The organism is Muricoccus pecuniae, from assembly GCF_014199205.1.
In the GTDB taxonomy this organism is placed as follows: Bacteria; Pseudomonadota; Alphaproteobacteria; order Acetobacterales; family Acetobacteraceae; genus Roseomonas; species Roseomonas pecuniae.
On sequence record NZ_JACIJD010000019.1, the window covers coordinates 19422 to 43594 of the forward strand.

The 24173-nt window shown below is 71.7% G+C and carries 23 protein-coding genes and 2 tRNA genes; 6 read left to right on the forward strand and 19 right to left on the reverse strand.

Features of this window, described 5'->3' with window-relative positions:
• Positions 1 to 353 precede the first annotated feature (353 nt).
• A complete protein-coding gene (locus FHS87_RS17680) occupies positions 354 to 731 on the forward strand; it encodes a hypothetical protein (RefSeq protein WP_184520722.1) in 378 nt (125 codons plus the stop codon).
• 850 nt (positions 732 to 1581) lie between these two features.
• Here the strand turns inward: FHS87_RS17680 and FHS87_RS17685 are convergent.
• The 7 genes from FHS87_RS17685 to FHS87_RS17715 form a co-directional block, all read right to left on the reverse strand.
• Positions 1582 to 1657 (reverse strand) — tRNA-Glu (locus tag FHS87_RS17685).
• 70 nt (positions 1658 to 1727) lie between these two features.
• Positions 1728 to 2375, reverse strand: coding sequence for a hypothetical protein (locus FHS87_RS17690; RefSeq protein WP_184520723.1), 648 nt, complete (start codon positions 2373 to 2375; stop codon positions 1728 to 1730).
• Positions 2376 to 2477: 102 nt separating this feature from the next.
• Positions 2478 to 4250, reverse strand: a complete 1773-nt coding sequence (recJ, locus tag FHS87_RS17695) for a single-stranded-DNA-specific exonuclease RecJ (RefSeq protein ID WP_184520724.1) — start codon at positions 4248 to 4250, stop codon at positions 2478 to 2480.
• Between the two features lie 10 nt (positions 4251 to 4260).
• Positions 4261 to 5259, reverse strand: coding sequence for a class II fructose-bisphosphatase (gene glpX / locus FHS87_RS17700; RefSeq protein ID WP_184520725.1), 999 nt, complete (start codon positions 5257 to 5259; stop codon positions 4261 to 4263).
• Positions 5256 to 6542, reverse strand: coding sequence for a homoserine dehydrogenase (locus FHS87_RS17705; protein ID WP_184520726.1), 1287 nt, complete (start codon positions 6540 to 6542; stop codon positions 5256 to 5258). The genes glpX and FHS87_RS17705 overlap by 4 nt, the downstream gene beginning before the upstream one ends.
• Positions 6539 to 7768 carry an LL-diaminopimelate aminotransferase gene (locus FHS87_RS17710; protein WP_184520727.1) on the reverse strand — a complete coding sequence of 410 codons (1230 nt, stop codon included), beginning with the start codon at positions 7766 to 7768 and terminating at the stop codon, positions 6539 to 6541. Before FHS87_RS17710 ends, FHS87_RS17705 begins: the two co-directional genes overlap by 4 nt.
• Before the next feature lie 46 nt (positions 7769 to 7814).
• A complete protein-coding gene (locus tag FHS87_RS17715; protein ID WP_184520728.1) occupies positions 7815 to 8318 on the reverse strand; it encodes a hypothetical protein in 504 nt (167 codons plus the stop codon).
• 203 nt (positions 8319 to 8521) lie between these two features.
• On the opposite strand from FHS87_RS17715, the gene FHS87_RS17720 reads away from it, so the two are divergent.
• Positions 8522 to 10765 (forward strand): PHA/PHB synthase family protein, encoded by a 2244-nt coding sequence (locus tag FHS87_RS17720; RefSeq protein WP_456306620.1) that lies wholly within the window; start codon positions 8522 to 8524, stop codon positions 10763 to 10765.
• Between the two features lie 12 nt (positions 10766 to 10777).
• Here FHS87_RS17720 and FHS87_RS17725 read toward each other — a convergent pair whose 3' ends face one another.
• The 6 genes from FHS87_RS17725 to rplM form a co-directional block, all read right to left on the reverse strand.
• Entirely contained in the window at positions 10778 to 11410 is a 633-nt protein-coding gene (locus tag FHS87_RS17725) for a hypothetical protein (RefSeq protein WP_184520729.1), read from the reverse strand.
• A gap of 46 nt (positions 11411 to 11456) precedes the next feature.
• Positions 11457 to 12002, reverse strand: a complete 546-nt coding sequence (locus FHS87_RS17730) for a hypothetical protein (RefSeq protein WP_184520730.1) — start codon at positions 12000 to 12002, stop codon at positions 11457 to 11459.
• 14 nt (positions 12003 to 12016) lie between these two features.
• Complete coding sequence (locus tag FHS87_RS17735; RefSeq protein WP_184520731.1) at positions 12017 to 12538, reverse strand: gamma carbonic anhydrase family protein; 522 nt, start codon at positions 12536 to 12538, stop codon at positions 12017 to 12019.
• The gene (argC, locus tag FHS87_RS17740) at positions 12535 to 13491 is read right to left on the reverse strand and encodes an N-acetyl-gamma-glutamyl-phosphate reductase (protein ID WP_184520732.1); all 957 of its coding nucleotides are present in this window, start codon (positions 13489 to 13491) and stop codon (positions 12535 to 12537) included. The genes FHS87_RS17735 and argC overlap by 4 nt, the downstream gene beginning before the upstream one ends.
• A gap of 128 nt (positions 13492 to 13619) precedes the next feature.
• Entirely contained in the window at positions 13620 to 14117 is a 498-nt protein-coding gene (gene rpsI / locus FHS87_RS17745; RefSeq protein WP_184520733.1) for a 30S ribosomal protein S9, read from the reverse strand.
• Positions 14118 to 14119: 2 nt separating this feature from the next.
• Positions 14120 to 14605: a 50S ribosomal protein L13 gene (gene rplM / locus FHS87_RS17750; protein ID WP_184520734.1), complete on the reverse strand. Its 486-nt coding sequence runs from the start codon at positions 14603 to 14605 to the stop codon at positions 14120 to 14122.
• Between the two features lie 140 nt (positions 14606 to 14745).
• Here rplM and FHS87_RS17755 point away from each other — a divergent pair, with 140 nt between their 5' ends.
• The 4 genes from FHS87_RS17755 (at position 14746) to FHS87_RS17770 (ending at position 18630) form a co-directional block, all read left to right on the forward strand.
• Positions 14746 to 15438, forward strand: coding sequence for an extensin-like domain-containing protein (locus FHS87_RS17755; protein ID WP_184520735.1), 693 nt, complete (start codon positions 14746 to 14748; stop codon positions 15436 to 15438).
• Positions 15435 to 16292, forward strand: coding sequence for an NAD(P)H-binding protein (locus FHS87_RS17760; RefSeq protein WP_184520736.1), 858 nt, complete (start codon positions 15435 to 15437; stop codon positions 16290 to 16292). The genes FHS87_RS17755 and FHS87_RS17760 overlap by 4 nt, the downstream gene beginning before the upstream one ends.
• A gap of 82 nt (positions 16293 to 16374) precedes the next feature.
• Positions 16375 to 17550 (forward strand): M20 aminoacylase family protein, encoded by a 1176-nt coding sequence (locus tag FHS87_RS17765; RefSeq protein WP_184520737.1) that lies wholly within the window; start codon positions 16375 to 16377, stop codon positions 17548 to 17550.
• A gap of 90 nt (positions 17551 to 17640) precedes the next feature.
• Positions 17641 to 18630: an aldo/keto reductase gene (locus FHS87_RS17770; RefSeq protein ID WP_184520738.1), complete on the forward strand. Its 990-nt coding sequence runs from the start codon at positions 17641 to 17643 to the stop codon at positions 18628 to 18630.
• A 62-nt stretch (positions 18631 to 18692) separates the two neighbouring features.
• Here the strand turns inward: FHS87_RS17770 and FHS87_RS17775 are convergent, their stop codons facing one another.
• The 6 genes from FHS87_RS17775 to mreC all read right to left on the reverse strand — a co-directional run bounded on the left by FHS87_RS17775 (position 18693) and on the right by mreC (position 24150).
• Complete coding sequence (locus FHS87_RS17775) at positions 18693 to 19106, reverse strand: hypothetical protein (RefSeq protein ID WP_184520739.1); 414 nt, start codon at positions 19104 to 19106, stop codon at positions 18693 to 18695.
• A 422-nt stretch (positions 19107 to 19528) separates the two neighbouring features.
• Positions 19529 to 19604: transfer RNA gene (locus tag FHS87_RS17780), tRNA-Lys, on the reverse strand.
• Between the two features lie 92 nt (positions 19605 to 19696).
• Positions 19697 to 20860 (reverse strand): rod shape-determining protein RodA, encoded by a 1164-nt coding sequence (gene rodA, locus FHS87_RS17785; RefSeq protein WP_184520740.1) that lies wholly within the window; start codon positions 20858 to 20860, stop codon positions 19697 to 19699.
• On the reverse strand, positions 20857 to 22740 hold the full coding sequence (gene mrdA / locus FHS87_RS17790) for a penicillin-binding protein 2 (protein ID WP_184520741.1): 1884 nt from the start codon (positions 22738 to 22740) through the stop codon (positions 20857 to 20859). Before mrdA ends, rodA begins: the two co-directional genes overlap by 4 nt.
• The gene (mreD, locus tag FHS87_RS17795; RefSeq protein WP_184520742.1) at positions 22737 to 23276 is read right to left on the reverse strand and encodes a rod shape-determining protein MreD; all 540 of its coding nucleotides are present in this window, start codon (positions 23274 to 23276) and stop codon (positions 22737 to 22739) included. The genes mrdA and mreD overlap by 4 nt, the downstream gene beginning before the upstream one ends.
• A gap of 4 nt (positions 23277 to 23280) precedes the next feature.
• Positions 23281 to 24150 (reverse strand): rod shape-determining protein MreC, encoded by an 870-nt coding sequence (gene mreC, locus FHS87_RS17800; protein ID WP_184520743.1) that lies wholly within the window; start codon positions 24148 to 24150, stop codon positions 23281 to 23283.
• Positions 24151 to 24173 lie beyond the last annotated feature (23 nt).

The following is a 24173-nucleotide window of genomic DNA, read 5'->3' on the forward strand; positions in this document are numbered from 1 at the left end:
CCGCCGCCTCTTTCCCCCAAACTCCTTTGTTTATCGGGATTGTCGAAGCCCAACCCTGACGCGAGAGCTTCGAAAATTTCAGTCTTTTAGAGAAATCCCAAGCATCTCCACGCGCGAAAAGCCCAGCAAACATCGAGGGTTCCGCAGCACTCGATAGGGCCCACCCGATTTGTCAGATAGCCTGTGGCGCTTGGCGCAAGCGAACTCGCGCGCTTCCACCAATCGAACACCGGTCATCCTGCCAGGGGTCCCACCTCTTCTCACAGTCGAGAACCACAACCCCAGGTTGCTTTTCTGCTCGACGCCGCAGTCACGAATGCGTTATCGTTCCCACACGCAATGAAGGGCGCGCGATGTTCGACGGCATCCCTGGGCTCCAAAAGAGGCAGCCGCCGCCTAAGCTCCCCGAAGCTCCTGATCCGGCTTTTTTATACCGGGGAGCTATCCTGTTCGGGCTGGCGGAGGGGGGAGTTATCCGGATCTACATGCCCGGAACCGCCCTCCATGGATGGAAAGTAGTAGGCAGTCGGGCGTTGGTCTGCCGTCTCATCGATTGCCACCTCGATTACCCGATGTCCGAACGGCCGATTTTGGAAGAGGTCCACGTGCCAATCACGAAACGGGTGGGAGTTGTGGAGCGGCTTCGGCTGGACCGCCTGTTCAAGCGACTGACCGGCAAGATGACAGTTGATGAACGCATGCACATCGGTCGGCAAATTGCCCCCTCCTAGCGCGGGATCGATGCTCGGCGGCGCCTGACGTTAGCGAACCCAGGCAGGCGAGTGAGCGTTACCTGAGCGGTGGTTGTATGATGCGCCACGTTCGCCATTGAGGGTTGAATAACTTGCGAACTGCTGACGAAACTCGGTTCTCGCGAAACAGCGGGATTGGCGCGGCCGAAGTAGCATCCGGCTCTTCTGCCCTCCAGGCTCACGGCTCCAGCTTCGAGTACCGTGGTGCCGTCGTGCATGGGAATGCGGACGGCACCTTGTTTCAGATCTCGATGCCTGGAACCGAGCTTGATGGCTGGAAAGGGATCTGCGGCGTGTACATCCCGTGCAGCCTGATCGATTCCCACCTTGACCACCCGACAGTGACAGCAGGCCCTGTAGTGTCGGAGAAGTCGCTGAAGGCTGGGCGGGCGCTTCCTTTAGACCGCCTATACGAGCTCGTAACCGGCCGGAGCCTCAGCGAACGAAATCGCAGTCGGACGTCGCAGGAGGCGGTGAAAAAGAGCCGGGACATCAGCCCGCAATAACCGCCGGCCAAGTTCGCCCGTCCCTAAACACTCATCCCGACCGACGCCTTCTCCCTAGTTCCGCCTCAGCCGCCTCGTAAGCGTCCTGTGCGCTCCGGTAGCCGCCTGGGCCAGTCCTGCAGGTCTCTTCGTCCCGTACAAGGCGCCAGCCCCAGCCGGCTGAGCCAGGCCTTCGGCGCTCGACCACAATCTCAATCGGCGACGGAGCAGCAATCAAGTAAAACGGAACCATCACCTTCAGCACACGGTTAGGATCGATTGTGGGGGTGATTGTGGGGTTGCGCTGATCGATCCAAGAAAACCACAACAAAACCAACAAGGAATGGCGTCCCGTACGGGATTCGAACCCGTGTTGCAGCCTTGAAAGGGCCGCGTCCTAGGCCTCTAGACGAACGGGACAGGCCTCCCCCCGCTCGCGGCAGGGGCGGAGCGGTCACTACAACGCCCGAGGCCCGCCGTCCAGCGCCCGTCAGAGGGCGAGAGGCGCCTCGGGCGGCACGAGGGGGGCGCGCGGGGAAGCCGGCGCGTCCGCGCTGGCTGGCGCGGTGGAGACCGGCGGTGCCGCGGGCGGCTGGGCCGTGCTGGTCGCGGGTGGCGGATCGGCGCGGACGGGCGACTGCATCGGGGAGGGCGCTTGGCCCGGGGGAGGCGCCGCCGCCAGGTTGGGCACGGTGTAGTCCGGCACGATCCGCGCCTGGGCGCCCGCGATGACCAGTACCTTCTGCCCCAGGGGCAGGGGCGGCACGTCCCGCTGGGTGACGTTCACCAGCTCGCCATTCGTCTTGCGGACGATGTACTCCGTACCGCGGTTGTCGTTCACGATCCGCTCCGTTGCCGAGCCGAACAGCCCGCCGACGAGCCCGCCGCCGACCCCGGCCAGGGCGGAGGTGAGGCCGCTGCCAGGGGTCGCCGAGCCGATGATCCCGCCCGCCGCTCCCCCCACCGCCGCGCCCGCGGCCCCGTCGGAGACGATGGCCACCTCGCGCGCGCCGATGATGACGCCCTGCTGTACCGGGTTCGCCTGCTGCACGGCCTTTATCGCGTAGGTGTTGGCCGAGTAGTCGTTGCCGCAGCCGGCGAGGAGGAGGGCGGCGACGAGGAAGCGGCTGGGCAGCATGGGGGCTCCGCGGGACCGGTCGTGGGGCACCGCCGCCGGGGCTCTCCGGGCGGCTCCGGGAGGGGTTAGAGCGACGAGCGGCCCGGGGCAACCCGCCGAAGGTCAGGCCCGCGCCGCGTCCTGCACATGGAGGGAGGTGGAGACCTCGCCGTTCCAGCTCTCGGCGCGCAGCGTGCCGCAGAGATGCAGCGGCGTGCCCCGCGCGCCCAGCAGCAGCTCGGCCAGCGGGCCGTCCTTGGCGCGGAAGCACACGGCCTTCAGCCGCCCGCCCCCCTCCCCTTCCAGGAAGAGCCGGATGGTCGCCCCCTCCTTCCCCACCCGGTCGGCGCGCGCGACGCGCGCGTGGCGGATGGCGAAGACGGGCTCCTCGTTCCCCGTGCCGAAAGGCGCCAGCCGGCCGACCTGCCCGGCCAGCGCCGTGTTCGCCGCGGCGACGGAGAGCGTGCCCTCCACCACCAGCGCGGCGGCGCCGGGGAGGTCGGCGGCGGCGGCCAGGCGCTCGTTCAGGAAGGCGTGGACCTCGGCCTGCCGCTCGGCCCGGAAGCTGAAGCCGGCCGCCATGGCGTGCCCGCCCCCGGTCACCAGCAGCCCCGCCTGGCGGGCCGCGATGATGGCGGAGCCCAGGTCCAGCCCGGGGACCGAGCGGCCGGATCCCTTGGCCATGCCGTCCGACACGCCCGCCACCAGCGCCGGGCGGTTGAACTTCTCCTTCACCCGGCCGGCGACGATGCCGACCACGCCGGGGTGCCAGCCCTCGCCGAGGATCAGGAGGACGGGGTCGCCCGCGGCCACCCCTCTCTCGGCCATGCTCAGCGCCGTACCCATCACCTCCGCCTCCACCTCCTGGCGGCGGCGGTTGGTGGTGTCGAGCCGCTCAGCGATGGCGCGTGCCTCCAGCGGGTCGGCCTCCAGCAGCAGGCGGAGGGCGAGGTCGCTCTCCCCGATCCGGCCGGAGGCGTTCAGGCGCGGGCCGAGGCCGAAGCCGAGGGAGTGGGAGGAGGGCACGTCCTTCACCCCCGCCACATCCAGCAGCGCGGCGATGCCGGGCCGCCCGCGCCGGGCCATGACCCGCAGCCCCTGGGAGACGAGGGCGCGGTTGAGGCCGGTGAGCGGCATCACGTCGCAGACGGTGGCCGTGGCGACGAGGTCGAGAAGGTCGAGCAGCGGCGGCTCGGCCCGCCCCTCGAAGAAGCCCGTCTTGCGAAGCACGCGGTGCAGCGCCACGGCGGCCATGAAGCACACCGCGGCGGCACAGAGGGTCCGCAGGCCGGAGTCGCAGTCCAGCCGGTTCGGGTTGACGGTGGCGAGGATGGCGGGCGGCGGCCCCTCGGCCTTGTGGTGGTCGAGCACGACCACATCCGCCCGGCCGCGCGCCGCCTCCAGCGCCGCATGGGCGGAGATGCCGCAATCGACGCAGACGATGAGTCCGGCGCCCGCATCGCAGAGCGCGGCGATGGCGGGGGCGTTGGGGCCGTAGCCCTCCTTGATGCGGTCGGGCACGTAATGCGTGGCGGGCACGCCGAGGTCGCGCAGCACGCGCAGCATCAGCGCGCCGGCGCAGGCACCGTCCGCGTCATAGTCGGCGAAGACGACGACCGGCTCGCCCGCGCGCACGGCGCGGGCCAGGCGCTCGGCCGCGAGGTCCATGTCGCGCAGGCAGGAGGGGTCGGGCATCAGGGCGCGGAGCCGCGGTTCCAGGAAGTCCGCCGCCGCCTCCACCCCGATGCCGCGCGCGGCGAGGAGCCGCCCGACGATCTCCGGCACCTCCAGGCGCTGCGCGATGGCCAGCGCCGTGCGATCGTCCGCACCGCGCCAGACCCAGCGCCGGCCCGTCGCGCTGCGCTCGACGCCGAGGACGGCGCCGGGCGCCTCCATGAGGCTTCCCTCAGGCAATGAAGGTATTCGGCTTGATGGTGAAGTTGTGGTGCCCCTCGATGTAGCGCACCGTACCGGTCTTGCTGCGCATGACGATCGAGTGGGTGGTGGCGCCGGTCGCCGTGCGGCGCACGCCGCGCAGCATGGCGCCGGTGGTCACGCCGGTGGCGGAGAACATCACGTCGCCCCGCGCCATGTCCTCCACGTTGAAGATGCGGTCGGGATCGGCGATGCCCATGGACTTCGCGCGCTCGCGCTGGGACTCGTCCTCGTAGATCAGCCGGCCCTGCATCTGGCCGCCGATGCAGCGCAGCGCGGCCGCGGCCAGCACGCCCTCGGGCGCGCCGCCCCAGCCGAGATACATGTCCACCCCCGCCTCCTCCTGGGAGCAGGCGACGACGCCCGCGACGTCGCCGTCGGGGATCAGCATGATGCGCGCCCCGGCCTCGCGGCAGGCGCGGATGATGTCCTTGTGGCGGTCGCGGTCCAGCGTGCAGACGACGAGGTCGCCGATCTCCGTCTTCTTCGCGCGGGCCAGCTCGCGCAGGTTCTCCTGCGGGGTGGCGTCGATATGCACGACGCCCTCGGGCAGGCCCGGGCCGACCGCGATCTTGTCCATGTAGATGTCGGGCGCGTGCAGGAAGCCGCCCTTCTCCGCCACGGCCAGGGTCGCGATCGCGTTCGGCATGCCGCGTGCGCAAATCGAGGTGCCCTCCAGCGGGTCCACCGCGATGTCCACCTCGGGGCCGCCCGCGCCGACCTTCTCGCCGATGTAGAGCATCGGCGCCTCGTCCATCTCGCCCTCGCCGATCACCACGGTGCCGGTGATGGCGACGCTGTCGAAGGCGCGGCGCATCGCGTCCACCGCGGCGCCGTCCGCGCTGTTCTTGTCCCCGCGCCCGATCCAGCGGGAGGAGGCGAGCGCCGCCGCCTCCGTCACGCGCACCAGCTCCATGGCCAGGTTGCGGTCGCTCTGCAGCGGCAGGCTGGGATTGATGGCGTTGGTCATGGGGTCTCGATCCGGATGAGGGCGGGGGGTTCAAGCACGGCGTCGAGCGCCGCGATCCGCGCGATGGCCTCGCGCATCGCGACCTCGCGCGATTCATGGGTGGTGAGGACGACGGGCACCGCCTCCCCCGGCGCGCGGCCGCGCTGGAGCATGGATTCGAGGCTGATCCCGGCATCGCGCAGCGCGCCCGTCACGTCAGCGATCACGCCGGGGCGATCCACCACCATCAGGCGGAGGTAATAGGCGCCGCTGTGCCGCTCCATGCCGACCGAGGGCAGGGCGGAGAAGGACTCCGCGCCCCAGACGGGGGTGTGGCGCCCGCGCGCGATGTCGATGAGGTCGGACACCACGGCCGAGGCCGTCGGCCCGGCACCCGCGCCGCGCCCGACGAGCACGACGCGGCCGACATGGTCGCCCTCCGCCACCACGGCGTTGAACACGCCGTCCACGGTCGCGATAGGATGGGCGACGGGCACCATGCAGGGATGCACCCGTGTCTCCACCCCGGCCTCGGAGCAGGAGGCGATGCCGAGCAGCTTGATGCGGTAGCCCAGCTCCTCCGCCAGCCTGATATCGAGCGCGGAGACGGCGCGGATGCCCTCCACATGCACGGCATCGAAATCCACCGGGCGGCCGAAGGCGAGCGCGGCGAGGATGGCGAGCTTGTGCGCGGCGTCGATCCCGTCCACGTCGAAGGTCGGGTCGGCCTCGGCATAGCCGAGCTTCTGCGCCTCGCTCAGCGCCTCGGCGAACTCCCGCCCGCGCTCGCGCATCTGGGTCAGGATGTAGTTGCAAGTGCCGTTGAGGATGCCGGTCACGCGCGTGATGCGGTTGCCGGCCAGCCCCTCGCGGATGGCCTTGATGGCGGGTATGCCGCCGGCCACCGCCGCCTCGAAGGCGAGCGGCGCGTTCGACCGCGCGGCCAGTTCGGCGAGCTCGGCGCCGTGGATGGCCAGCAGCGCCTTGTTGGCGGTGACCACGGGCTTGCCGGCGGCCAGCGCCGCCTGCATCAGCGCGCGCGCCGGCCCCTCGCTACCGCCGATGGTTTCCACCACCACGTCGATACCGGGGTCGTTGGCCAGCGCCACGGGGTCGTCATACCAGCGCAGCCCGTCGAGGGAGATGCCGCGGTCGCGCGTGCGGTCGCGCGAGGAGACGGCGGTGACGGCGATGCGGCGCCCGGCGCGGGCTCCCACGATCTCCGCGTTCTGGCGCAGCAGGCCGAGCACGCCCGCCCCCACCGTGCCGAGGCCGGCGACGCCGACAGCAAGAGGACGGGTCATGCGCGGACGGCGTCCACTTTCGGCTGCTCCTCGATGGCGGGCGCGGCATTGTCTCCCTGGAGGAAGGTCTTGATGCCGCGCAGCGCCTGGCGAATGCGGTGCGTGTTCTCGACGAGGGCGATGCGGACATGGTCGTCCCCGTGCTCGCCGAAGCCGATGCCGGGCGCCACCGCCACCTTCGCGCGGGCCAGCAGCAGCTTGGAGAACTCGACGCTGCCGAGATGGCGGAAGCGCTCGGGGATCGGCGCCCAGATGAACATGGAGGCCTCGGGCGAGGGGACGTCCCAGCCCGCGCCGCGCAGCCCTTTCACCAGCACGTCGCGGCGGTCCTTGTAGAGGGCACGCATCTCCGCGATGCAGTCCTGCGGCCCGTTCAGCGCGGCGGTGGCCGCGACCTGGATTGGGGTGAAGGCGCCGTAGTCGAGATAGGACTTCACCCGCGTCAGCGCCGCGATCAGCTTCGGGTTGCCCACCGCGAAGCCCATGCGCCAGCCCGGCATGTTGTAGGTCTTGGACATGGAGGTGAACTCCACCGTCACCTCCTTCGCGCCCTCGACCTCCAGCACGGAGGGGGGCGGCGTGGTGCCGTAGTAGAGCTCGGCATAGGCGAGGTCGGAGAGGATGTAGATCTCGTGGCGGCGGCAGAAGGCCACGAGCTCGCGGTAGAACTCGATGCCCGCGACCAGCGCCGTCGGGTTCGAGGGGAAGTTGACGATCACCGCCGTGGGCTTGGGCACGGAGTGGCGCACCGCGCGGTCGATCGCGCGCAGCATGTCGTCATCCGGCGTGTAGGGAATGCTCCGCACGCTCGCACCGGCGATGAGGAAGCCGAACTGGTGGATGGGATAGGAGGGGTTGGGCACGAGGATCGTGTCACCCGGCGAGGCGATGGCCTGGGCGAGGTTCGCCAGCCCCTCCTTCGAGCCCAGCGTCGCGATCACCTCCGTTTCCGGGTCGAGCTTCACCCCGAAGCGGCGGGCGTAGTAGTTCGCGTGGGCCCGGCGCAGGCCGGGGATGCCCTTGGAGGCGGAGTAGCGGTGCGTGCGGGGGTCCTGCACCGCCTCGACCAGCTTGGCCACGATATGCGGCGGCGTCGGGCTGTCCGGGTTGCCCATGCCGAGATCGACCACGTCCTCTGCGGCCGCGCGCGCCTTGGCCTTGGCGGCGTTGACCTCCGCGAAGACATAGGGCGGGAGGCGGCGGATGCGGTGGAACTCTTCGGTCATGGTCCGGGTGCTCGGCGTTATCTGCGTGACAGGATAGCGGCGGCGGTCAGAGGCCGCGAGGCGCGATCGGCGGAAAGCTGGGCGGCGCGGCGAGATCGGGCGGCGCGGGCACGCTCATCTCGGGCGGCGGGGCGGCCGGGGCGCTCTCCCCGATGGTCGGCGCCTCCGTACCGGGCACAAGCAGCGTCGCGGGGCCGGTGCCCACGGGTGGGGCGGTGGCCAGGCGCGGCGGCGCGGGCGGGGCGGCAGGCACGGCGGCCAGCCCCTCGGTCGCCGGGCGCTCGGGGACCGGGGCGCCGGGGCGGGGCGGGGCGGCCGAGGCCGCGCGGTTGGCCGCGAGCAGGGCGGATAGGTCAGCCCGCGCGCTGGCCGGCCCCCGGTCAGGCCGCTGCGGCACGCTGCCGAGATTCGGGCTGTCGCGGTCCATCCCCGGGGGGAGGGGGCGCCCCTCCAGCGCCTTGCCCGAGATCTGGCGGTAGAACTCGAAGGGCCCCTCACCCGGCGAGCCGACACAGCCGCCCAGCGCCAACGGGGCGAGAATGGCGACCATCAACCGGGGGTGGCGTCCTTGCTTCGCCCTCCCGCGGTCCCTAGCTTTCTCGTACCGGACGAAATCGGGCCGGGACGGCACCGCCTGCTCTCGCATCGCACGCTCCTCTCCGGAGGGGTTTGCCGCAGAATGGCGAGCGGCGATAGCCGGTGAAGAGGCCGGGAGCGCCGGCCCGCGGGCGGCCTTCAGGGAGAGAGCGCGGAATGAGCGAGAAACGGAGAGGCGGCCGCAGCCCGGCAGAGGTGGCCCAGGCCGGGGCGGCGGCCCTTGGGGGCCCCTCGGAAGGCAGCCCGCCGGCCCCCCGCAAGCCGAGGGGCAAGGCCCGGCCGCTCGCCGCCCACGCGGCCCCGCTGGAGCAGGCAGCGCCGATGGTCCGCGCCCAGCCGCCCGGCCGGAAGCCGCGCGCGGCGGAGCCCGCGGTCTCGCAGTTCGCCATGGCCATCGCCGCTTCCTCCCCCGCCCCGGACCACGCGCCGGAAGCGCCGCCGCCCCCCGCTCCCGTGCGGGAGCAGCCGGCGCCTGCCCCCGTGGCGGCCGCGCCGGTGCCCGTGCCGCCCCCCTCCCCCGCCGCGCCCAAGGCCTCCCCGCCCGAGGCTGGAGCCGCCGCCGCGCCGCGCGCCGCATCGCCCTCCCCTCCCGCGCCCGTCGCCACCGCCGCCGAGCCTGCCTTCCGCCTGCCCGACCCGAACCTCGTCAGCCGCACCATGGCGGACGTGGCCGAGCGCGGGCAGCGCATCGTGGCCGAGTTCCTCCGCCGCCAGGGCAAGGCGGACGCGCCGCCCAACCCGGACCCGCTGAATATCGGCGGCGCCTTCCTGGAGATGACGACGCGGCTGATGGCCAATCCCGCGCGGCTGATGCAGGCGCAGATCGGCTTCTGGCAGGACTATCTCACGCTCTGGCAGAACACGGCGCGCCGCATGATGGGCGGCCAGCCCGAGCCCGTGATCGCCGAGCGCCGCGGCGACAAGCGCTTCAAGGACGATGCCTGGCGCGAGAACGAGGTCTTCGACTTCATCAAGCAGTCCTACCTCCTCTCCTCCCGCTACTTCACCAACGTGGTGCACGGGGCGGAGGGGCTGACACCGAAGACGGCGCAGAAGGTGGACTTCTATACCCGCCAGTTCGTGGACGCGATGAGCCCGACCAACTTCTGGCTCACCAATCCCGAGGTGCTGCGCAAGACCGCCGAGACGGGCGGCGAGAACCTGCTGAAGGGCCTGTCCAACCTGCTCGCCGATCTCGAGCGCGGCCACGGCAAGCTGCGCATCCACATGACGGACGAGAGCAAGTTCACCATCGGGGAGAACATCGCCGTCACCCCGGGCAAGGTGGTCTACCGCAACGCGCTGATGGAGCTGATCCAGTACAGCCCGACGACGGAGACGGCGCTGAAGCGCCCGCTGCTGATCCTGCCGCCCTGGATCAACAAGTTCTACATCCTCGACCTCCGCCCGAAGAACTCCTTCGTGCGCTGGGCCGTCTCCCAGGGACACACGGTCTTCGTCTGCTCCTGGGTGAACCCGGACGAGACGCTGGCCGAGATGGGCTTCGACGACTACATGCGCCTCGGCCCCTACGAAGCGCTGGAGGCCATCGAGAAGGCGACCGGCGAGCGTCAGGTGAACGCCATCGGCTACTGTCTCGGCGGCACGCTGCTGGCCTCCACCCTCGCGCATATGGCCAGGCGGGGCGACGACCGCATCGCCTCGGCCACCTTCTTCACGACCATGCTCGACTTTGAGGAGGCGGGCGAGCTGGGCGTCTTCATCGACGAGGAGCAGCTCCAGGCGCTGGAGCTGAAGATGAGCCAGCGCGGCTTCCTCGAGGGGTCCGAGATGGCGGACACCTTCAACATGCTGCGCGCCAACGACCTCATCTGGTCCTTCGTCGTGCAGAACTACCTGCTCGGCCAGGAGCCCTTTCCCTTCGACCTGCTGTTCTGGAACGGCGATTCCACGCGCATGCCGGCGAAGATGCACAGCTTCTATCTCCGCCGGATGTACCAGCAGAACGACCTCGTGAAGCCCGGCGCCGTGGTGCTGGACGGCGAGGCGCTGGACCTCCGCGACATCAAGCTGCCGACCTACATCCTCGCTACGCGCGAGGACCACATCGCGCCGTGGAAGAGCAGCTACCGCGCGACCCAGATCTTCTCCGGCCCCGTGCGCTTCGTCCTCGCGGCCTCGGGCCATATCGCGGGGGTGGTGAACCCGCCGGACAGCGGGAAGTACAGCCACTGGGTCGCGACGGTGGACGCGCCGACAGACCCTGCCGCCTGGTTCGAGCAGGCGACCGAGTTCGCCGGCTCCTGGTGGCCGGACTGGCAGCGCTGGATCACGGCGCAGGACCGCAGCACCGTGCCCGCGCGCGTGCCCGGCGCCGGCGGCCTGCCCGCGCTGGAGGACGCGCCCGGCAGCTACGTCAAGGTGATGGCCGGGGACTGAGCCCCGGCCGCCCTAGATCCCGAAGGGCAGCGAGCCGCGCCCGCCCCGCTCGGGCGGGATCGGCGTGCCGAAGTCGGCGGCCCAGCCATTCGTCTCGTCGAGCGCGCGCACGCGGTCGGCCAGGGCGCCGGACGCGATCTCGCCCTGGGGCAGCGGCCCGGGATCCGCGAGGCGGGCGAGCACCGCCTCCCCTCCCCGGGGAAACAGGGCGCGGGGGAAGGAGGCCGCGGCGAGGCTGCGATTGCCCGCGGAAAGGGCGCGGTAGGCGGAGGCCAGGGCGGCGATCATGCGCGGGGAGGCCGCGAGCGGGTCCGCGCCCAGCGCGCCCCGCATCTCGTCGCGGGCGAGGCCGATCCCGGCCCGCGCATCCCCCGGCACGGGCGCCCAGCGCGGGTTGGACACCAGCTCCACCGCCAGCCACTCCAGCAGTGCGGCGGCCCGCGCGACACGGGCGGGGTCGCCGGGTATGCCGCCATTCGCGCCCCGCAGGTCCTGGGCGAGCGCGGCGATGGCGGCGCGCCCGGGATCGACGCCCGGCGGCAGCAGGCCGGGCGGGGCAGGCTGGGGCAGGTTCGGCCGGCTCAGCTCGGCGCAGGCGGCGAGCGGCAGCAGGGCGGAGAGGAGGAGGGCGCGGCGGCGCGTCATCGCGGATTCCGGTAGCATGGGGACGCACCATGCCGCGCGCGCCGCCTCACGGGAACTCGCGATCCTCGTCGCGCCCGAACTCGAGGTCCGCCTGCGCCTTCCGTGTCGCGAGATTGGCCTGGGGAAGGTAGGGCATGCTCGACAGGCGGTCGATGATGTCCGGCGCGAAGAGGGACGGCGGAAGGGCCGCGGCCGCGGCGGCGCGGTCACCCCGCGCGAGGGCCGGGGCAGCCGCCTCCATCGCAGCGATCACGGCCGGGGGCGGAGCGTCCCCGGCGATACCCAGCGCCCGCCGTACCTCCCAGCGGGCGGCGCTGAGGGCCGGCGGGGTGATGGTGCTGAAGGTGAAGAAGCTGCGGTCGGCCCCGACCGCGACCGTCTCCCATTCCAGCCGGCTGACGGCGACCGCGGCCAGGTCCGGTCGGCCGGCTAGGGCGGAGGGGGAGGAGAAGGCCTCGGCCGCCCCCTGGATCGCGTTGTAGCCGGGCGCGCGGTTGCCCAGCCCGGCCAGCGGCGGCACGGGCAGCGCCTCCGTCGCCGGCACGGAGCAGCCGGCGAGGGCCAGGAGAAGGGCGGCGGGGGCGGCGCGCATGGGGGGGCGTGCTCCTAGAGGCTGGCGCGGTGCTCCCTCGCCAGCTCGACGTAATGGGGCGCGGTCTTGTCCCAGCCGGCGCGCTCCTCGGCCGACATGACGCGGGCCAGGCGCGCGGGCGCGCCGAGCCACAGCTCGTTCGGCCCGATCACCTTGCCCGGGGCGAGCAGCCCGCCCGCGCCGAGCATCCCGCCCTCCTCGATCACCGCCTTGTCCAGCACCGTGGCCCCCATGCCGACGAAGGCGCGGTCCTTCAGCGTGCAGGCATGGATGATGCAGGCATGGCCGATGGTGACATCCGCCCCGATCACAGCCGGCATGGTGCCCGCGTTGACGTGGATGATCGTGCCGTCCTGCACGTTGCTGCGGGCGCCGATGCGGATGAAGTTCGTGTCCCCGCGCAGCACGCAGCCGTACCAGACGCTCGCATCCTCCTCGAGCGTCACGTCGCCGATGACGGAGGCGCTGGGCGCCACGAAGGCGCGCTCGTGGATCGCGGGCCAGCGCCCCTTGAAGGGGAAGAGGGGGCCGCTCACGCGGCCTTCCCCATGCGGCTGGAAGCGCCGAGGCCGAGCATCAGCTCCAGGTTCTGCACCGCAGCCCCCGAGGCGCCCTTGCCCAGGTTGTCCAGCCGCGCGACCAGCACGGCCTGCCCGCGCCGCTCGTTCCCGAAGACGCGCAGCTCGACGAAGTTGGTGTTGTTCAGCGCCTCCGGCTCCATCTTGCCGCCCGGCTCGGGCGGGAGGACGCGGACGAATTCGGAGCCCTCGTAGTAGCTCGCCAGGGCGTCGTGGAGCATGGCGGGGCTGTGCGCCGCGCTCATGAGGTCGAGATGCAGCGGGATGGAGACGAGCATGCCCTGGCGGAAGTCGCCGACGCTCGGCACGAAGATCGGGCGGCGCGTGAGGCGGGAATAGTGCTGCAGCTCCGGCAGGTGCTTGTGCTCAAGCCCGAGGCCGTAGAGCTCGAAGGGCGGGGCGCCCTCCCCCTCATAGGCGGCGATCATCGCCTTGCCCCCGCCGGAATAGCCGGAGACGGCGTTGACGGTGACGGGATAGTCGGTCGGCAGGAGCCCGGCCTCGACCAGGGGCCGCAGCAGCAGGATGCCGCCGGTGGGGTAGCAGCCGGGATTGGCCACGCGCGGGGAAGCCGCGATCCGCGCGGCCTGGCCCGGCGCCAGCTCCGGCACGCCATAGACCCAGTCGGGGTTCACGCGATGGGCGGTGGAGGCGTCCAGCAGCTTCGGGGCCCGCGCGCCGAGGCTCGTGGCGAGGGCGGTCGCCTCCTTCGCGGCGTCGTCGGGCAGGCAGAGCACCACGGCGTCCACCTCGGCGAAGATCTCGCGCTTGGCCTCCGGGTCCTTCCGGCGCTCGGGCGGCAGGGAGCGCAGGGCGATGTCGGCGCGGCCCTGGAGACGCTCGATGATCTGGAGGCCGGTCGTGCCGGACTCGCCGTCGATGAAGACGCTCGGGGTGCTGCCTTGTGCCATCTGGCTCTCCTCGGGACTGGAAGTAGGGGATGAGGGGGGCGGAAACGCAAGAGGGGCGGCCCCTGCGGGCCGCCCCTCCTGATATCGGTCCTGTCGAACGGACCGGCGCGAACGCCGGCCCGCCAGCGTCAGCGCTTGCTGAACTGGAAGGAGCGTCGGGCCTTCGGCTTGCCGTACTTCTTGCGCTCGACCACGCGGGGGTCGCGGGTCAGGAAGCCGGCCTTCTTGAGGATCGGGCGCAGGCCCGGCTCGAAGTTGGTCAGCGCGCGGGACAGGCCGTGGCGTACCGCGCCGGCCTGGCCGGAGAGGCCGCCGCCGGTCACCGTGCACATCACGTCGAACTGCTGGTAGCGGTCGGCCACCAGGAAGGGCTGGGCGATCAGCATGCGCAGCACCGGGCGGGCGAAGTACTTCGCGGCCGGCTTGCCGTTGATCTCGACCGTGCCCTTGCCCGGCTTGATCCACACGCGGGCGATCGCGTTCTTGCGGCGGCCCGTGGCGTAGGCGCGGCCGAAGGCGTCCTTCTTCGGCTCGCGGGCCGCGGCGGGCGTCTCGGGGGAGGCGGGGGTGCCGGCGACGAGGGTCTTCAGGTCGGCCAGCGAGGTGGCGGTGGTCTGCTCGCTCATAATCAGGCGGCCTTCTTCGCGGCGGCGATGTTCTTGCGGTTCAGCGCGCCGACATCCAGCGGCTTCGGGGACTGGCCGGCATGCGGATGCTCGGCGCCGGCATAGACGTGCAGGTTGCGCATCTGCTGGCGGCCGAGATTGTTGCGCGTGATCATGCGCTCCACGGCCTTCTCGACGACCCGCTCGGGGAAGCGGCCCTCGAGACCCTCGCGGACGGTGCGCCCCTTGATGCCGCCGGGATAGCCGGTGTGCCAGTAGAAGACCGACTGCTCGGCCTTGTTGCCGGTCAGGCGGACGCGGCGGGCGTTGATGATGACCACGTGGTCGCCGCAATCGACATGCGGGGTGAAGGTGGTCTTGTGCTTGCCGCGCAGGCGGTTCGCGACGAGCGCGGCGAGACGGCCGAGGACGAGGCCATCGGCGTCGATCAGGATCCAGTCCTTCTGGACCTCGGCCGGCTTGATCGAGCGGGTCTGGGTTTGCAGCATGATCCGTGTGTTCAATCAGAAATGCGGCGCGCCCTATCGCCCGGGAGGCGCGCCGCGTCAAGGAAAAGATTGTGGTATCATGATACCACAGCCCCGGAGACCCCTGCCCGCCCTCGGGATTTGCCCCTATCTGGGGGTGGATGCGCCGCTGGCTCCCCCTCCTGCTGCTCCCGCTGCTCGTGCTGCTGATCGTCCTGCTGCCGCGCGCCGTCGTCCTTCCCCCGGCCTGGGATCCCCGCACGCCGCTCGACCTGCGTGAGCCGCCCGGGCTGCTCACGCGGTACAAGCTGTCCCGCATGGCGCGCGATCCCGGGCTCTGCGCGGCCTCCTTCGCCCTCTCGGGCATCCCTCTCCAGCAGCTCACGCCCCAGCCCCTGCGGGACGGCTGCGGCATCGAGGACCCCGTGCGCCTGCCGAGCGAGCTGCGCTTCAGTCCGAACCTTCCGGTGGTGAACTGCCCCTTCGCCGCTGCCTGGGCGATCTTCGAGCGCCACGGGCTCCAGCCCGCCGCCCGCGATGAGTTCGGGCAGCGGGTGACGGGGGTGCGCCACCTCGGCGCCTATAACTGCCGCAACATCTACCACCAGGAGCGCGCGCCCCGCAGCCGCCACGCCACGGCGGACGCGCTGGACGTCGCGGGCTTCACCCTGGCGGACGGGCGCGCCGTCGCGCTGCCGCGCGACTGGACCGCCCCCGCGCCCTCGGGCAGTTTCCTGCGCGCGGTGCGGGGGGCGGCGTGCCGGGTCTTCGGCACCGTCCTCGGGCCGGAGTACAACGCCGCGCATCGCGACCATTTCCACCTGGACCGGGGAGGCTGGGGCACCTGCCGATGACCGCACCGATCGCCGTCATCGGCGCCTCAGGACGCTCCGGCGCCGCGCTCTGCCGCGCGCTGCTGGCGGAGGGCATCCCCTTCCGCCCGGTGGTGCGGAACGCCGCGCGCTGGGCCGCGACCGGCCTGCCCGGCGAACCGGCCCTGGCCGACCTGCGCGACCCCGCCGCCCTGCGCGCCGCCCTCCTCGGCGCCGGCCGCATCGCCTCCGCCGCCCATGCGCGCTATGCCGCGGCCATCCTCGCCGCCGCGCCGCCGGAGGCGCCGGTCGTGCTGATGGGCAGCACCCGCCGCTTCTCCCGCTGGCGGGACGGCCACGGGGACGGGGTCCGGCAGGGGGAGGCGGCGCTGCTGGAGAGCGGCCGGCCGGGGGCCATCCTGCACCCCACGATGATTTACGGCGCTCAGGGGGAGGACAACGTGCAGCGCCTCGCCGCCCTGCTCCGGCGCCTGCCGCTCGCGCCGCTTCCCGGCGGGGGGCGGGCGCTGGTCCAGCCGATCCACCAGTCCGATGTCGCGCGCTGCGTCATCGCCGCGCTGCGGCGGGACTGGGCGGCGCCGCAGGCCGTGGTGATCGCGGGGCCCGAGCCCCTGCGCTACGCCGACTTCCTGCGCGCCGTCTGCCGCGCCGCCGGGTTCAGGCCGCCGCGGGTGGTGCCCCTCCCCCTCGCCCCGCTGGTCGCCGCCGCGCCGCTGCTGCGCCTCGTGCCGCGCCTGCCCCGGATCCGCGCCGCCGAGCTGCGGCGGCTCACGGAGGACAAGGCCTTCGACATCGGCCCCATGCGCGCCCTCCTCGGGGTGGAGCCCATTCCGCTGGAAGAGGGCCTCTCCCGCACCTTCGGCGCGCCCGACTGACCACGGGCGGGACTGGCGGGCTTCACGCCGCGCCCTTCCGCGCCCAGGATCGGCCAACTCCCTCCCCTTCACTGAGGACCGCATGCCCATCATCAACCGCATCGCCGACTTCCACGACGAGATGACGGCCTGGCGCCGCGACTTCCACCAGCATCCCGAGCTGAACTTCCAGGAGGTCCGCACCAGCCGCATCGTCGCGGAGAAGCTGCGCGAGTTCGGCTGCGACGAGGTGATCACGGGCATCGCCACGACGGGCGTGGTGGGCGTCATCAAGGGCCATGGCGAGGGCGGCGCGATCGGCCTGCGCGCCGACATGGACGCCCTGCCCATCCACGAGGAATCGGGCGTGCCCCACGCCTCCCTCACCCCCGGCATCATGCATGCCTGCGGGCATGACGGGCACACGGCCATGCTGCTCGGCGCCGCGCGCTACCTGGCCGAGACGCGGAACTTCTCCGGCACGGCCTACATGATCTTCCAGCCCGCCGAGGAGATGGGCGGCGGCGGCGAGGTGATGGTGCAGGAGGGGCTGTTCGAGCGCTTCCCGATGGACCGCGTCTACGGGCTGCACAACTGGCCCGGCGCGCCGGAGGGCGTCTTCCTCTGGCGCGTCGGCCCGGTGATGGCGGCGGTGGCGGACATCCGCATCACCGTCACCGGCAAGGGCGCGCACGGCGCCATGCCGCACCAGGGCGTGGACCCCATCGTGATCGCGGCGCAGATCGTCACCGCGCTGCAATCCGTCGTGGCCCGCAACGTGGAGCCGGTGGAGGGCGCGGTCATCACCATCGGCAAGATCGAGGGCGGCATGGCCTTCAACGTCATCCCCGAGGTGGTGAACCTGCGCGGCACCGCCCGCTGGTTCCTGCCGGAGGTGGGCGACGTGCTGGAGACGAAGGTGAAGTCCCTCGCCTCCGGCATCGCCCTGGCTTTCGGCGCCCAGGCCGAGGTGCATTTCGACCGCATGTACCCCGCCACCATCAACGAGGGGAGCAGCACGGCCCTGGCCGCCGAGGCCGCGCGCGCGGTCGCCGGGGAGGCGCGGGTGGTGGAGCTGGAGAAGCCCACCACGGGCGGCGAGGACTTCTCCTTCATGCTGAACGCCAAGCGGGGCGCCTATCTCATGCTCGGCGCCGGGCGTTCCCCGGCCGACCCGCAGGTCCACCATCCCCGCTACGACTTCAACGACGCGGTCCTGCCGCTCGGCGCCTCCTGGTGGGCGACGATGGTGGAGCAGCAGCTCCCCCGCCAAGGCTGAGCGGGCAGGCTGAGCGCCGGGCCGGTTCGGGGACGAATGGAACGGGAGGGGCTGCGGCGCGCTTAGGGAGCTCAGCACAGAGGTACCCCCATGGCCCAAGGCCCCCATTACGCCCCGCCCGGTCCGCTCGGCTTCGGCGGCGCCCCGCTCGGCAACATGTTCGAGGTGGTGTCGGACGCCGATGCCGCCGCGACCCTCGCCGCTGCTTGGGATGTCGGGATCCGCTACTTCGACACTGCCCCGGAATACGGCCCCGGCATCTCCGAGCACCGCTTCGGCGAGTTCCTGCGTAACAAGCCGCGCGACGAGTTCGTGCTCTCCACCAAGGTCGGCCGCCTGCTGCGGGCGGATGCGAGCAAGGGCGGGAAGCACGGCCCCTTCGTCGCCGGCCTGCCCTTCCGCGTGGACTACGACTACACCGCGGACGGCGTGCGCCGCTCGATCGAGGACAGCCTCCAGCGCCTCGGCCTCGCGCGCATCGACGTCGCCTACATCCATGACTGCGCGGAGGACGCGCATGGCGAGCACTGGATGGAGGTGTTCGACACCGCGATGAAGGGCGCCGCCGTCGCGCTGACGCGGCTGCGGGAGGAGGGCGTGATCCGCGCCTGGGGCCTCGGCGTGAACCGGGTGGAGCCCTGCGTGCTTTCGCTCGAGCGGGCGGACCCCGACGTGTTCCTGCTCGCCGGGCGCTACAGCCTGCTGAACCAGCCCGCCCTGGAGGTGCTGTTCCCCCGCTGCGCCGGGCGGGGCGTGCATGTCGTCGTGGGCGGCCCCTACAATTCCGGGCTCATCGCGGGCGGCAAGACCTTCGAGTACCAGGAGGCCTCCCCCGAGAGGGTGGCGGCGCGGGACCGGCTGGCCGCCATCGCGGAGCGGCACGGCGTCGATCTCCGCGCGGCCGCGCTGCAGTTCTGCGCGGCGCATCCCGTGGTCGCCTCGGTCATTCCGGGGACCAAGAACCCGGAGAGGGTCCGGCAGAACGTGGCGCTGATGAACCAGCCCGTCCCGGCCGGCTTCTGGACGGAGTTGAAGAGGGAGGGCGTGCTGCCGGAAGGGGCGCCGACACCCGCGGGGTGACGGGATTTCGCCGGGTCGGGGGAGGAGCGATCCGAGGGTTGCTCCTCCACCACGATCCGGCCCTAGAGAGTGCCGGCCTGCTGTGATGCAGCCCATGGATGCCATGCGGGATAGGAGCGAGGAGCTTCCACCACCGCTTCCGACTTCTCCGAACGGGGTCCCCGGGTCCAGCCCGGGATGATCCGACGCTGGTGAACACGCTTCTTCGCCGGAACCTCGGGCAGACCCTGCTTCTCCGGGCGAACCTCCGGCTTGGGGCTGCGCTTCACCGGAGCCGATGTGGCACGCAGGTGCTTCAGATAGGTATGCGCGGCTGCATAGGCATCTTCGGCACAGCGGTAGCCCCGCTCACACCCGTCCACGGTATGACCGTTGTTGGTGATTCTCCACCCCCAGGCTTCCGCCCGAAAGCCACGGCGCTCCACGACGACATCGGTGTCGAGTTCATTCCAGTCGAAGTTGCTGTTTTTGCTCATCGCGTCGGACCCAGGTGAAACTTGCTGGGAATAGAACGTGTATTGTCTAAAAAAGATTTTAGAGTTTCGTAATGCGCGAATAACCTCTCTTAATGGTGATCGAGTAGAGGTCATGAACCCCTGATCGGCCGATACGCTTCGTTGATTTCCCACTCAGCCTCTTCGAACGCTGGCGAAGCGTTGCGTCCACCGCCCGGGCTAGCCGAACCAGCGATTTTCGTCCCGCACCACCGGCCATTGGAGCGGGCCATGCTGAAGCCCAGCCACGCTCCCTGGTCAGCCGAAGCAGTTCCGAATTGGGGGGGATAAGGCGGAAGAAGAACGGGACGCCCAGGCTTCATGCCGAGCAGGTCCGATAGCGGTCTGCGACCCCGGAGGCCACACCGCAGATAGCCCTGGGAAAAGCTGATTTACTGGAGCGATGGTGGGCGCACTAGGGCTCGAACCTAGGACCCGCTGATTAAGAGTCAGCTGCTCTACCAACTGAGCTATGCGCCCATCGCACCATTCGCCGGGCCTCGCATTGTCCGTTCGGCCCGGGAGGCGGCTTCTATCCGATCCCTCGCAGAGGTCAACCCCCTATCCGCCACCTAATCATGGGAGGCGGCGAATTCCACGTCCCGGTGGACATGGACGCTGCCCAGCAGCCCGAAGCCGAGCATCACCGTCAGCACGGCCGAGCCGCCATGGCTGATGAGGGGCAGCGGAACCCCGCCCACGGGGATGCTGCCCGTCACCATGGCGATGTTCACGAAGACGTAGAGGAAGAAGTTCATCCCGAGGCCGAGCGCCAGGAGCCGCCCGAAGCCGTGGCGGCAGCGGAGCGCGGTGAGCAGGGCGAAGACGATGACCAGGGCCAGCAGGGCGAGCGTGCCCAGGGCGCCGACCAGCCCGAACTCCTCGGCGACCATGGTGAAGATGAAGTCCGTCTGCTTCTCCGGCAGGAAGTTCAGGTGCCCCTGCGTGCCCTGCAGGAACCCCTTCCCCCAGAGCCCGCCGGAGCCGAGGGCGATCTTGGACTGGATGATGTTGTAGCCCGCCCCCAGCGGATCGCTCTCGGGGTCGAGGAAGGTGGTGATTCGGGCGCGCTGGTAGTCGTGCAGACGCTCGTAGGCGATGGGGGCCGCGAGGCCGACGCCGGCGAAGAGGATGGCGAACTTCCACAACCGCACGCCGGCCGCCCAGAACATCGCCGCCCCGATGGTGGCGGTGATGAGCGCCGTGCCAAGATTCGGCTGCTTCAGGATGAGCGCCACCGGCACCAGCACCGCGAGCGCGGGCGGGATGAGGAAGAGCGGGTTGCCCATCCGCTCCCAGCTCGCGCGCCGGAACCAAGAGGCCAGGGCGAGGACGAGCAGGATCTTCATCAACTCCGAGGGCTGGAGCTGGACCGGACCGATATCGATCCAGCGCTGGGCCCCCTTCCCCACATTGCCGTGCAGCAGCACGAGCACGAGCAGCCCCACCCCGACCGCGTATGCGGGCCAGGCCAGCCGCGCGATCACCCGGATGTCCACGAGGGAGAGGGAGAGCATCAGCACCAGCCCGAAGCCGAATCGCAGCGCGTGCTTCGAGGCATAGGCCTCCGCCACCCCCTCGCCGGCGGAGAGGAGGGCGACATAGCCCACCCCCGCCACGGCGCAGAGAAGGAGCACGAAGAGCCAGGGGATGGCCCAGAGCTTCTCCAGCACGCCGAAGCTGTAACCCCGCATGAGCAGGCGGCGCTCATAGGTCCGGTTATCCGGCAGGATCATGGGCGGGCGGTCCCCGGCGCGGCCTCGGCCACCCGGGCGGGCGGCGCGGTCACGGGCTGGCGGAAGCGGTTGATGGTGTCGGCCATGATGTCGCGCGCGATCGGGGCGGCGGCGCCCGAGCCGCTGGTCCCGTGCTCGACGATCACCATCACGGCGAACTGGGGATTATCGAAGGGCGCGAAGCAGACGAAGAGCGCGTGGGGGCGCCACTCGCGCGGCATGGATTCCACCCGGAAGCCCCGCTCGCGCTGCTCACGGCTGACGCGGCGGACCTGGGTGGTGCCGGTCTTGCCCGCGAGCTGGCCCAGGTTGCCGGGCAGGCGGGCGCCGCGGGCCGTGCCGCCCTCCTCGTTCACCACGGCCCACATGGCCTCCCGCACGAGCTTCAGGTCGCGCTCGGGAATGCCGAGAGGGGGCCAGTCGTCCGGGCGCATGCCCTTCACGGGCCGCCCGCCGACCGCGCGGGTGAGGTGCGGCTGCACCGCCCGCCCCGTGGCCAGCCGCGCCGTCATGGTGGCGAGGGAGAGCGGGGTGAGCTGGTAGAAGCCCTGGCCGATGCCGTGGACCACGGTGTCGCCGAGGTTCCAGGGCTTGCCCTGGGCCTGCCGCCACTCCCGCGTGGGCACCAGCCCGCGCCGCGTGCCCGGCAGCTCGATCTCCAGGTCCACGCCGAGGCCGAGGCGCCGCGCCATGGCCGCGATGCGGTCGATCCCCGTGCGCCGGGCCATCTCGTAGAAATAGACGTCGCAGGAGAGCTTGATGCCCCCCCGCATATCGAGGCTGCCATGGCCGTAGCGGGAGTGGCAGTGGAAGCGCGTGTCGCCGAGGTCGTAATGGCCGGGGCAGTGGACGCGCTCCCCTGGCGTGCAGACCTTCGCCTCCAGCGCGGCCAGCGCCACCACCATCTTGAAGGTGGAGCCGGGGGCGTAGAGGCCGTTGGTCGTCTTGTTGATGAGCGGGGTCTGCCGCCGGCTCGTCCACTCCCGCCACTGCGCGGCGGAGACGCCGGCGTTGAAGAGGTTGGGGTCGAAGGAGGGCTGGGTGGCCATGGCCAGCACCTCCCCCGTGCGGGCGTCCAGCACCACCGCGCTCGTCCCCTCCTCGCAGCGGGCGCGGACGGTGCGCTGCAGCTCGGCATCCACGCTGATCTGCACGTCCTGGCCGGGCTGGCCCTCGCGCCGGTCCAGCTCGCGGATCACGCGCCCCACCGCGTTCACCTCCAGCCGGATGGAGCCCGCGCGGCCGCGCAGCGCCTTGTCGTGGAAGCGCTCGACGCCCGCGCGGCCGACGCGGATGCCGGGCAGCTCCAGCAGCGGGTCCTCCCCCATGTCGGCCTCGGCGGGGGGCGCGACGTAGCCGACGATATGGGCGAGGTGCTCGCGCTCCGGATACTCGCGGGTGGCGCCGACATCGACGGAGATGCCAGGGAGATCCGGCGCGTTCATCTCGATCCGCGCCATCTCCTCCCAGCTCAGGAACTCGCGCACGGTCACGGGGATGAAGCGGCGGCGGCGGCGCAACTCGCGCTCGATCCGCCCGCGCTCGGCCTCCGTCAGCGGCACGATGCGGGAGAAGGTCTCCAGCACGGCGGGCACGTCCCGCGCGTCCTCGGCCACGATCAGGGCGCGCCAGTTGGACTGGCTGCCGGCGATCACCTTCCCCTCCCGGTCCAGCACCCGGCCGCGGGGCGGGGCGAGGAGGCGGGCGGAGATGCGGTTCTCCTCGGCCAGGGTCGCGTAGCGCTCCCCCTCATCCACCTGGAGCTTCTTCAACCGGTAGGCGAGGAAGCCGAGGGCGCCGAGCTGGATTCCGCCCAGCACCAGCGCCCGTCGGGTGAAGACGCCCCGCCGCGCGGCCTCCTCCTTCCGCGCGGCGCTCACGCCAGGGCCTCGGCACGCTGCATCCCGCGATGCGCCCGGGCCATGAGCCAGGCCAGCAGGGGATAGAGGCCGATCGTGAGGGCGAGCTGGGTGAAGGCGGGGAAGGCCGGCGGCACGGCCCAGCCCAGCAGCGCCTGGAGGAGGTAGCCGAGCCCCACCGCCAGCGCCGCGAAGCCGCAATAGGCCAGCCACACCAGCAGGAAGGACCTCCGCGCCAGCACCCGCCGCGCCCTGAGCGCGCCGGCATGGGTCAGCAGCAGGACCAGCACGCCGCTGCCCAGCGGGGCAAAGCCGAGGAGGTCCTGCAGCAAGCCCAGCCCGAAGGCGGCGGGCGCCGGCATGGAGGCCGGGCGGAAGAGGCTCCAGAAGAACACCCCGGCCAGGGCGACGGCCGGCAGCAGCGAGGGGAGGCCCACCGGGGCCGCGGCCAGGATCATGAAGGAGGCGGTGGCCACGCTCGGCCCCGCGGCGCGGGCCAGCGCATCCAGCCGCGCCACGGGGCCGGGGGCGGAGGCGGGGCGTCCGGGGCGGGCCACGGGGTCAGCGGCGCGGCCGGGCGGCCGGGTCCGGTCGCACGACCGCCTCGGGCGGCAGGATGCCGGCCAGGCCGAACTCGAAGATCCGCAGCAGGTCCAGCCGGTCCAGCCGGGCGAAGAGCTCCACCTCCGGCCAGCCCGTCTCGCCCAGCCGCACCACGCCCACGGGCAGCCCCGCGGGGAAGGTGGCGGATTCGGCGGAGGTGACCACCCGGTCCCCCTCCCCCGGCTGCATGCCCGAGGGCCAGTGCTGGAGCCTCGGCCGGGCGCCGTTGGTGCCCACCATCATCGCGCGGGCCCGCGAGCCCTCCAGCACCACGGGGATGCGGCTGTTCATGTCCGTCACCAGGAGGATGCGGGCGGAGCGCGAGCCCACCTCCGTCACCCGCCCGGCCAGGCCCCGCTCGTCCAGCGCCACCTGCCCCTTCTCCACCTGGAGGGATGGGCCGGTCGCGATGAGCACGGCGCGGGCATAGGTGCCGCCGGCATCGGCGACCACGCGGGCCGTCCGGAAATGCGGCGCGGGGTCCGGCACGAAGAGGAGTTGGCGGCGCAGCAGGGCGTTCTCGGATTCGAGCGCGAGGGCGGCGGCCTGCCAGCGGTGCAGTCGCTCGTTCTCCTCGCGCAGCCGCGCGGCCTCCTCGCGGAGGTTGAGCAGCGTACCCCCTTCCGAGACCGCGCCGCGCAGGGCTCCGATGGGCTCCGCCGCCAGGGCGTAGATCGGGGCGAGCAGGTCGGCCACCGCCATGCGGCCGCGCTCGACGAGCGGCGGGTCCGCCTTGCCCAGCAGCATCGTCCCGAAGGCGGCGGCGACCAGCACGGGTACGGAGAGCCGGGCGAGGGCGTGCCGGAGCGGGACGCTCAGACGAATCATGCCGTTCAGCCCCCCTCCACCCC

Excerpts from the sequence above, each read along its gene's own strand:
- FHS87_RS17690 (WP_184520723.1), bottom strand. The coding sequence starts at position 2,375 with ATGCTGCCCAGCCGCTTCCTCGTCGCCGCCCTCCTCCTCGCCGGCTGC.
- FHS87_RS17775 (WP_184520739.1), bottom strand. The coding sequence starts at position 19,106 with ATGAGCAAAAACAGCAACTTCGACTGGAATGAACTCGACACCGATGTC.
- FHS87_RS17760 (WP_184520736.1), top strand. The coding sequence starts at position 15,435 with ATGACCGCACCGATCGCCGTCATCGGCGCCTCAGGACGCTCCGGCGCC.
- FHS87_RS17755 (WP_184520735.1), top strand. The coding sequence starts at position 14,746 with ATGCGCCGCTGGCTCCCCCTCCTGCTGCTCCCGCTGCTCGTGCTGCTG.
- rodA (WP_184520740.1), bottom strand. The coding sequence starts at position 20,860 with ATGATCCTGCCGGATAACCGGACCTATGAGCGCCGCCTGCTCATGCGG.
- FHS87_RS17765 (WP_184520737.1), top strand. The coding sequence starts at position 16,375 with ATGCCCATCATCAACCGCATCGCCGACTTCCACGACGAGATGACGGCC.
- FHS87_RS17730 (WP_184520730.1), bottom strand. The coding sequence starts at position 12,002 with ATGCGCGCCGCCCCCGCCGCCCTTCTCCTGGCCCTCGCCGGCTGCTCC.
- glpX (WP_184520725.1), bottom strand. The coding sequence starts at position 5,259 with ATGACCAACGCCATCAATCCCAGCCTGCCGCTGCAGAGCGACCGCAAC.
- FHS87_RS17715 (WP_184520728.1), bottom strand. The coding sequence starts at position 8,318 with ATGGTCGCCATTCTCGCCCCGTTGGCGCTGGGCGGCTGTGTCGGCTCG.
- FHS87_RS17710 (WP_184520727.1), bottom strand. The coding sequence starts at position 7,768 with ATGACCGAAGAGTTCCACCGCATCCGCCGCCTCCCGCCCTATGTCTTC.
- FHS87_RS17770 (WP_184520738.1), top strand. The coding sequence starts at position 17,641 with ATGGCCCAAGGCCCCCATTACGCCCCGCCCGGTCCGCTCGGCTTCGGC.
- FHS87_RS17720 (WP_456306620.1), top strand. The coding sequence starts at position 8,522 with ATGAGCGAGAAACGGAGAGGCGGCCGCAGCCCGGCAGAGGTGGCCCAG.
- FHS87_RS17680 (WP_184520722.1), top strand. The coding sequence starts at position 354 with ATGTTCGACGGCATCCCTGGGCTCCAAAAGAGGCAGCCGCCGCCTAAG.
- rpsI (WP_184520733.1), bottom strand. The coding sequence starts at position 14,117 with ATGAGCGAGCAGACCACCGCCACCTCGCTGGCCGACCTGAAGACCCTC.
- mreC (WP_184520743.1), bottom strand. The coding sequence starts at position 24,150 with ATGATTCGTCTGAGCGTCCCGCTCCGGCACGCCCTCGCCCGGCTCTCC.
- argC (WP_184520732.1), bottom strand. The coding sequence starts at position 13,491 with ATGGCACAAGGCAGCACCCCGAGCGTCTTCATCGACGGCGAGTCCGGC.
- FHS87_RS17725 (WP_184520729.1), bottom strand. The coding sequence starts at position 11,410 with ATGACGCGCCGCCGCGCCCTCCTCCTCTCCGCCCTGCTGCCGCTCGCC.
- rplM (WP_184520734.1), bottom strand. The coding sequence starts at position 14,605 with ATGCTGCAAACCCAGACCCGCTCGATCAAGCCGGCCGAGGTCCAGAAG.
- FHS87_RS17705 (WP_184520726.1), bottom strand. The coding sequence starts at position 6,542 with ATGACCCGTCCTCTTGCTGTCGGCGTCGCCGGCCTCGGCACGGTGGGG.
- recJ (WP_184520724.1), bottom strand. The coding sequence starts at position 4,250 with ATGGAGGCGCCCGGCGCCGTCCTCGGCGTCGAGCGCAGCGCGACGGGC.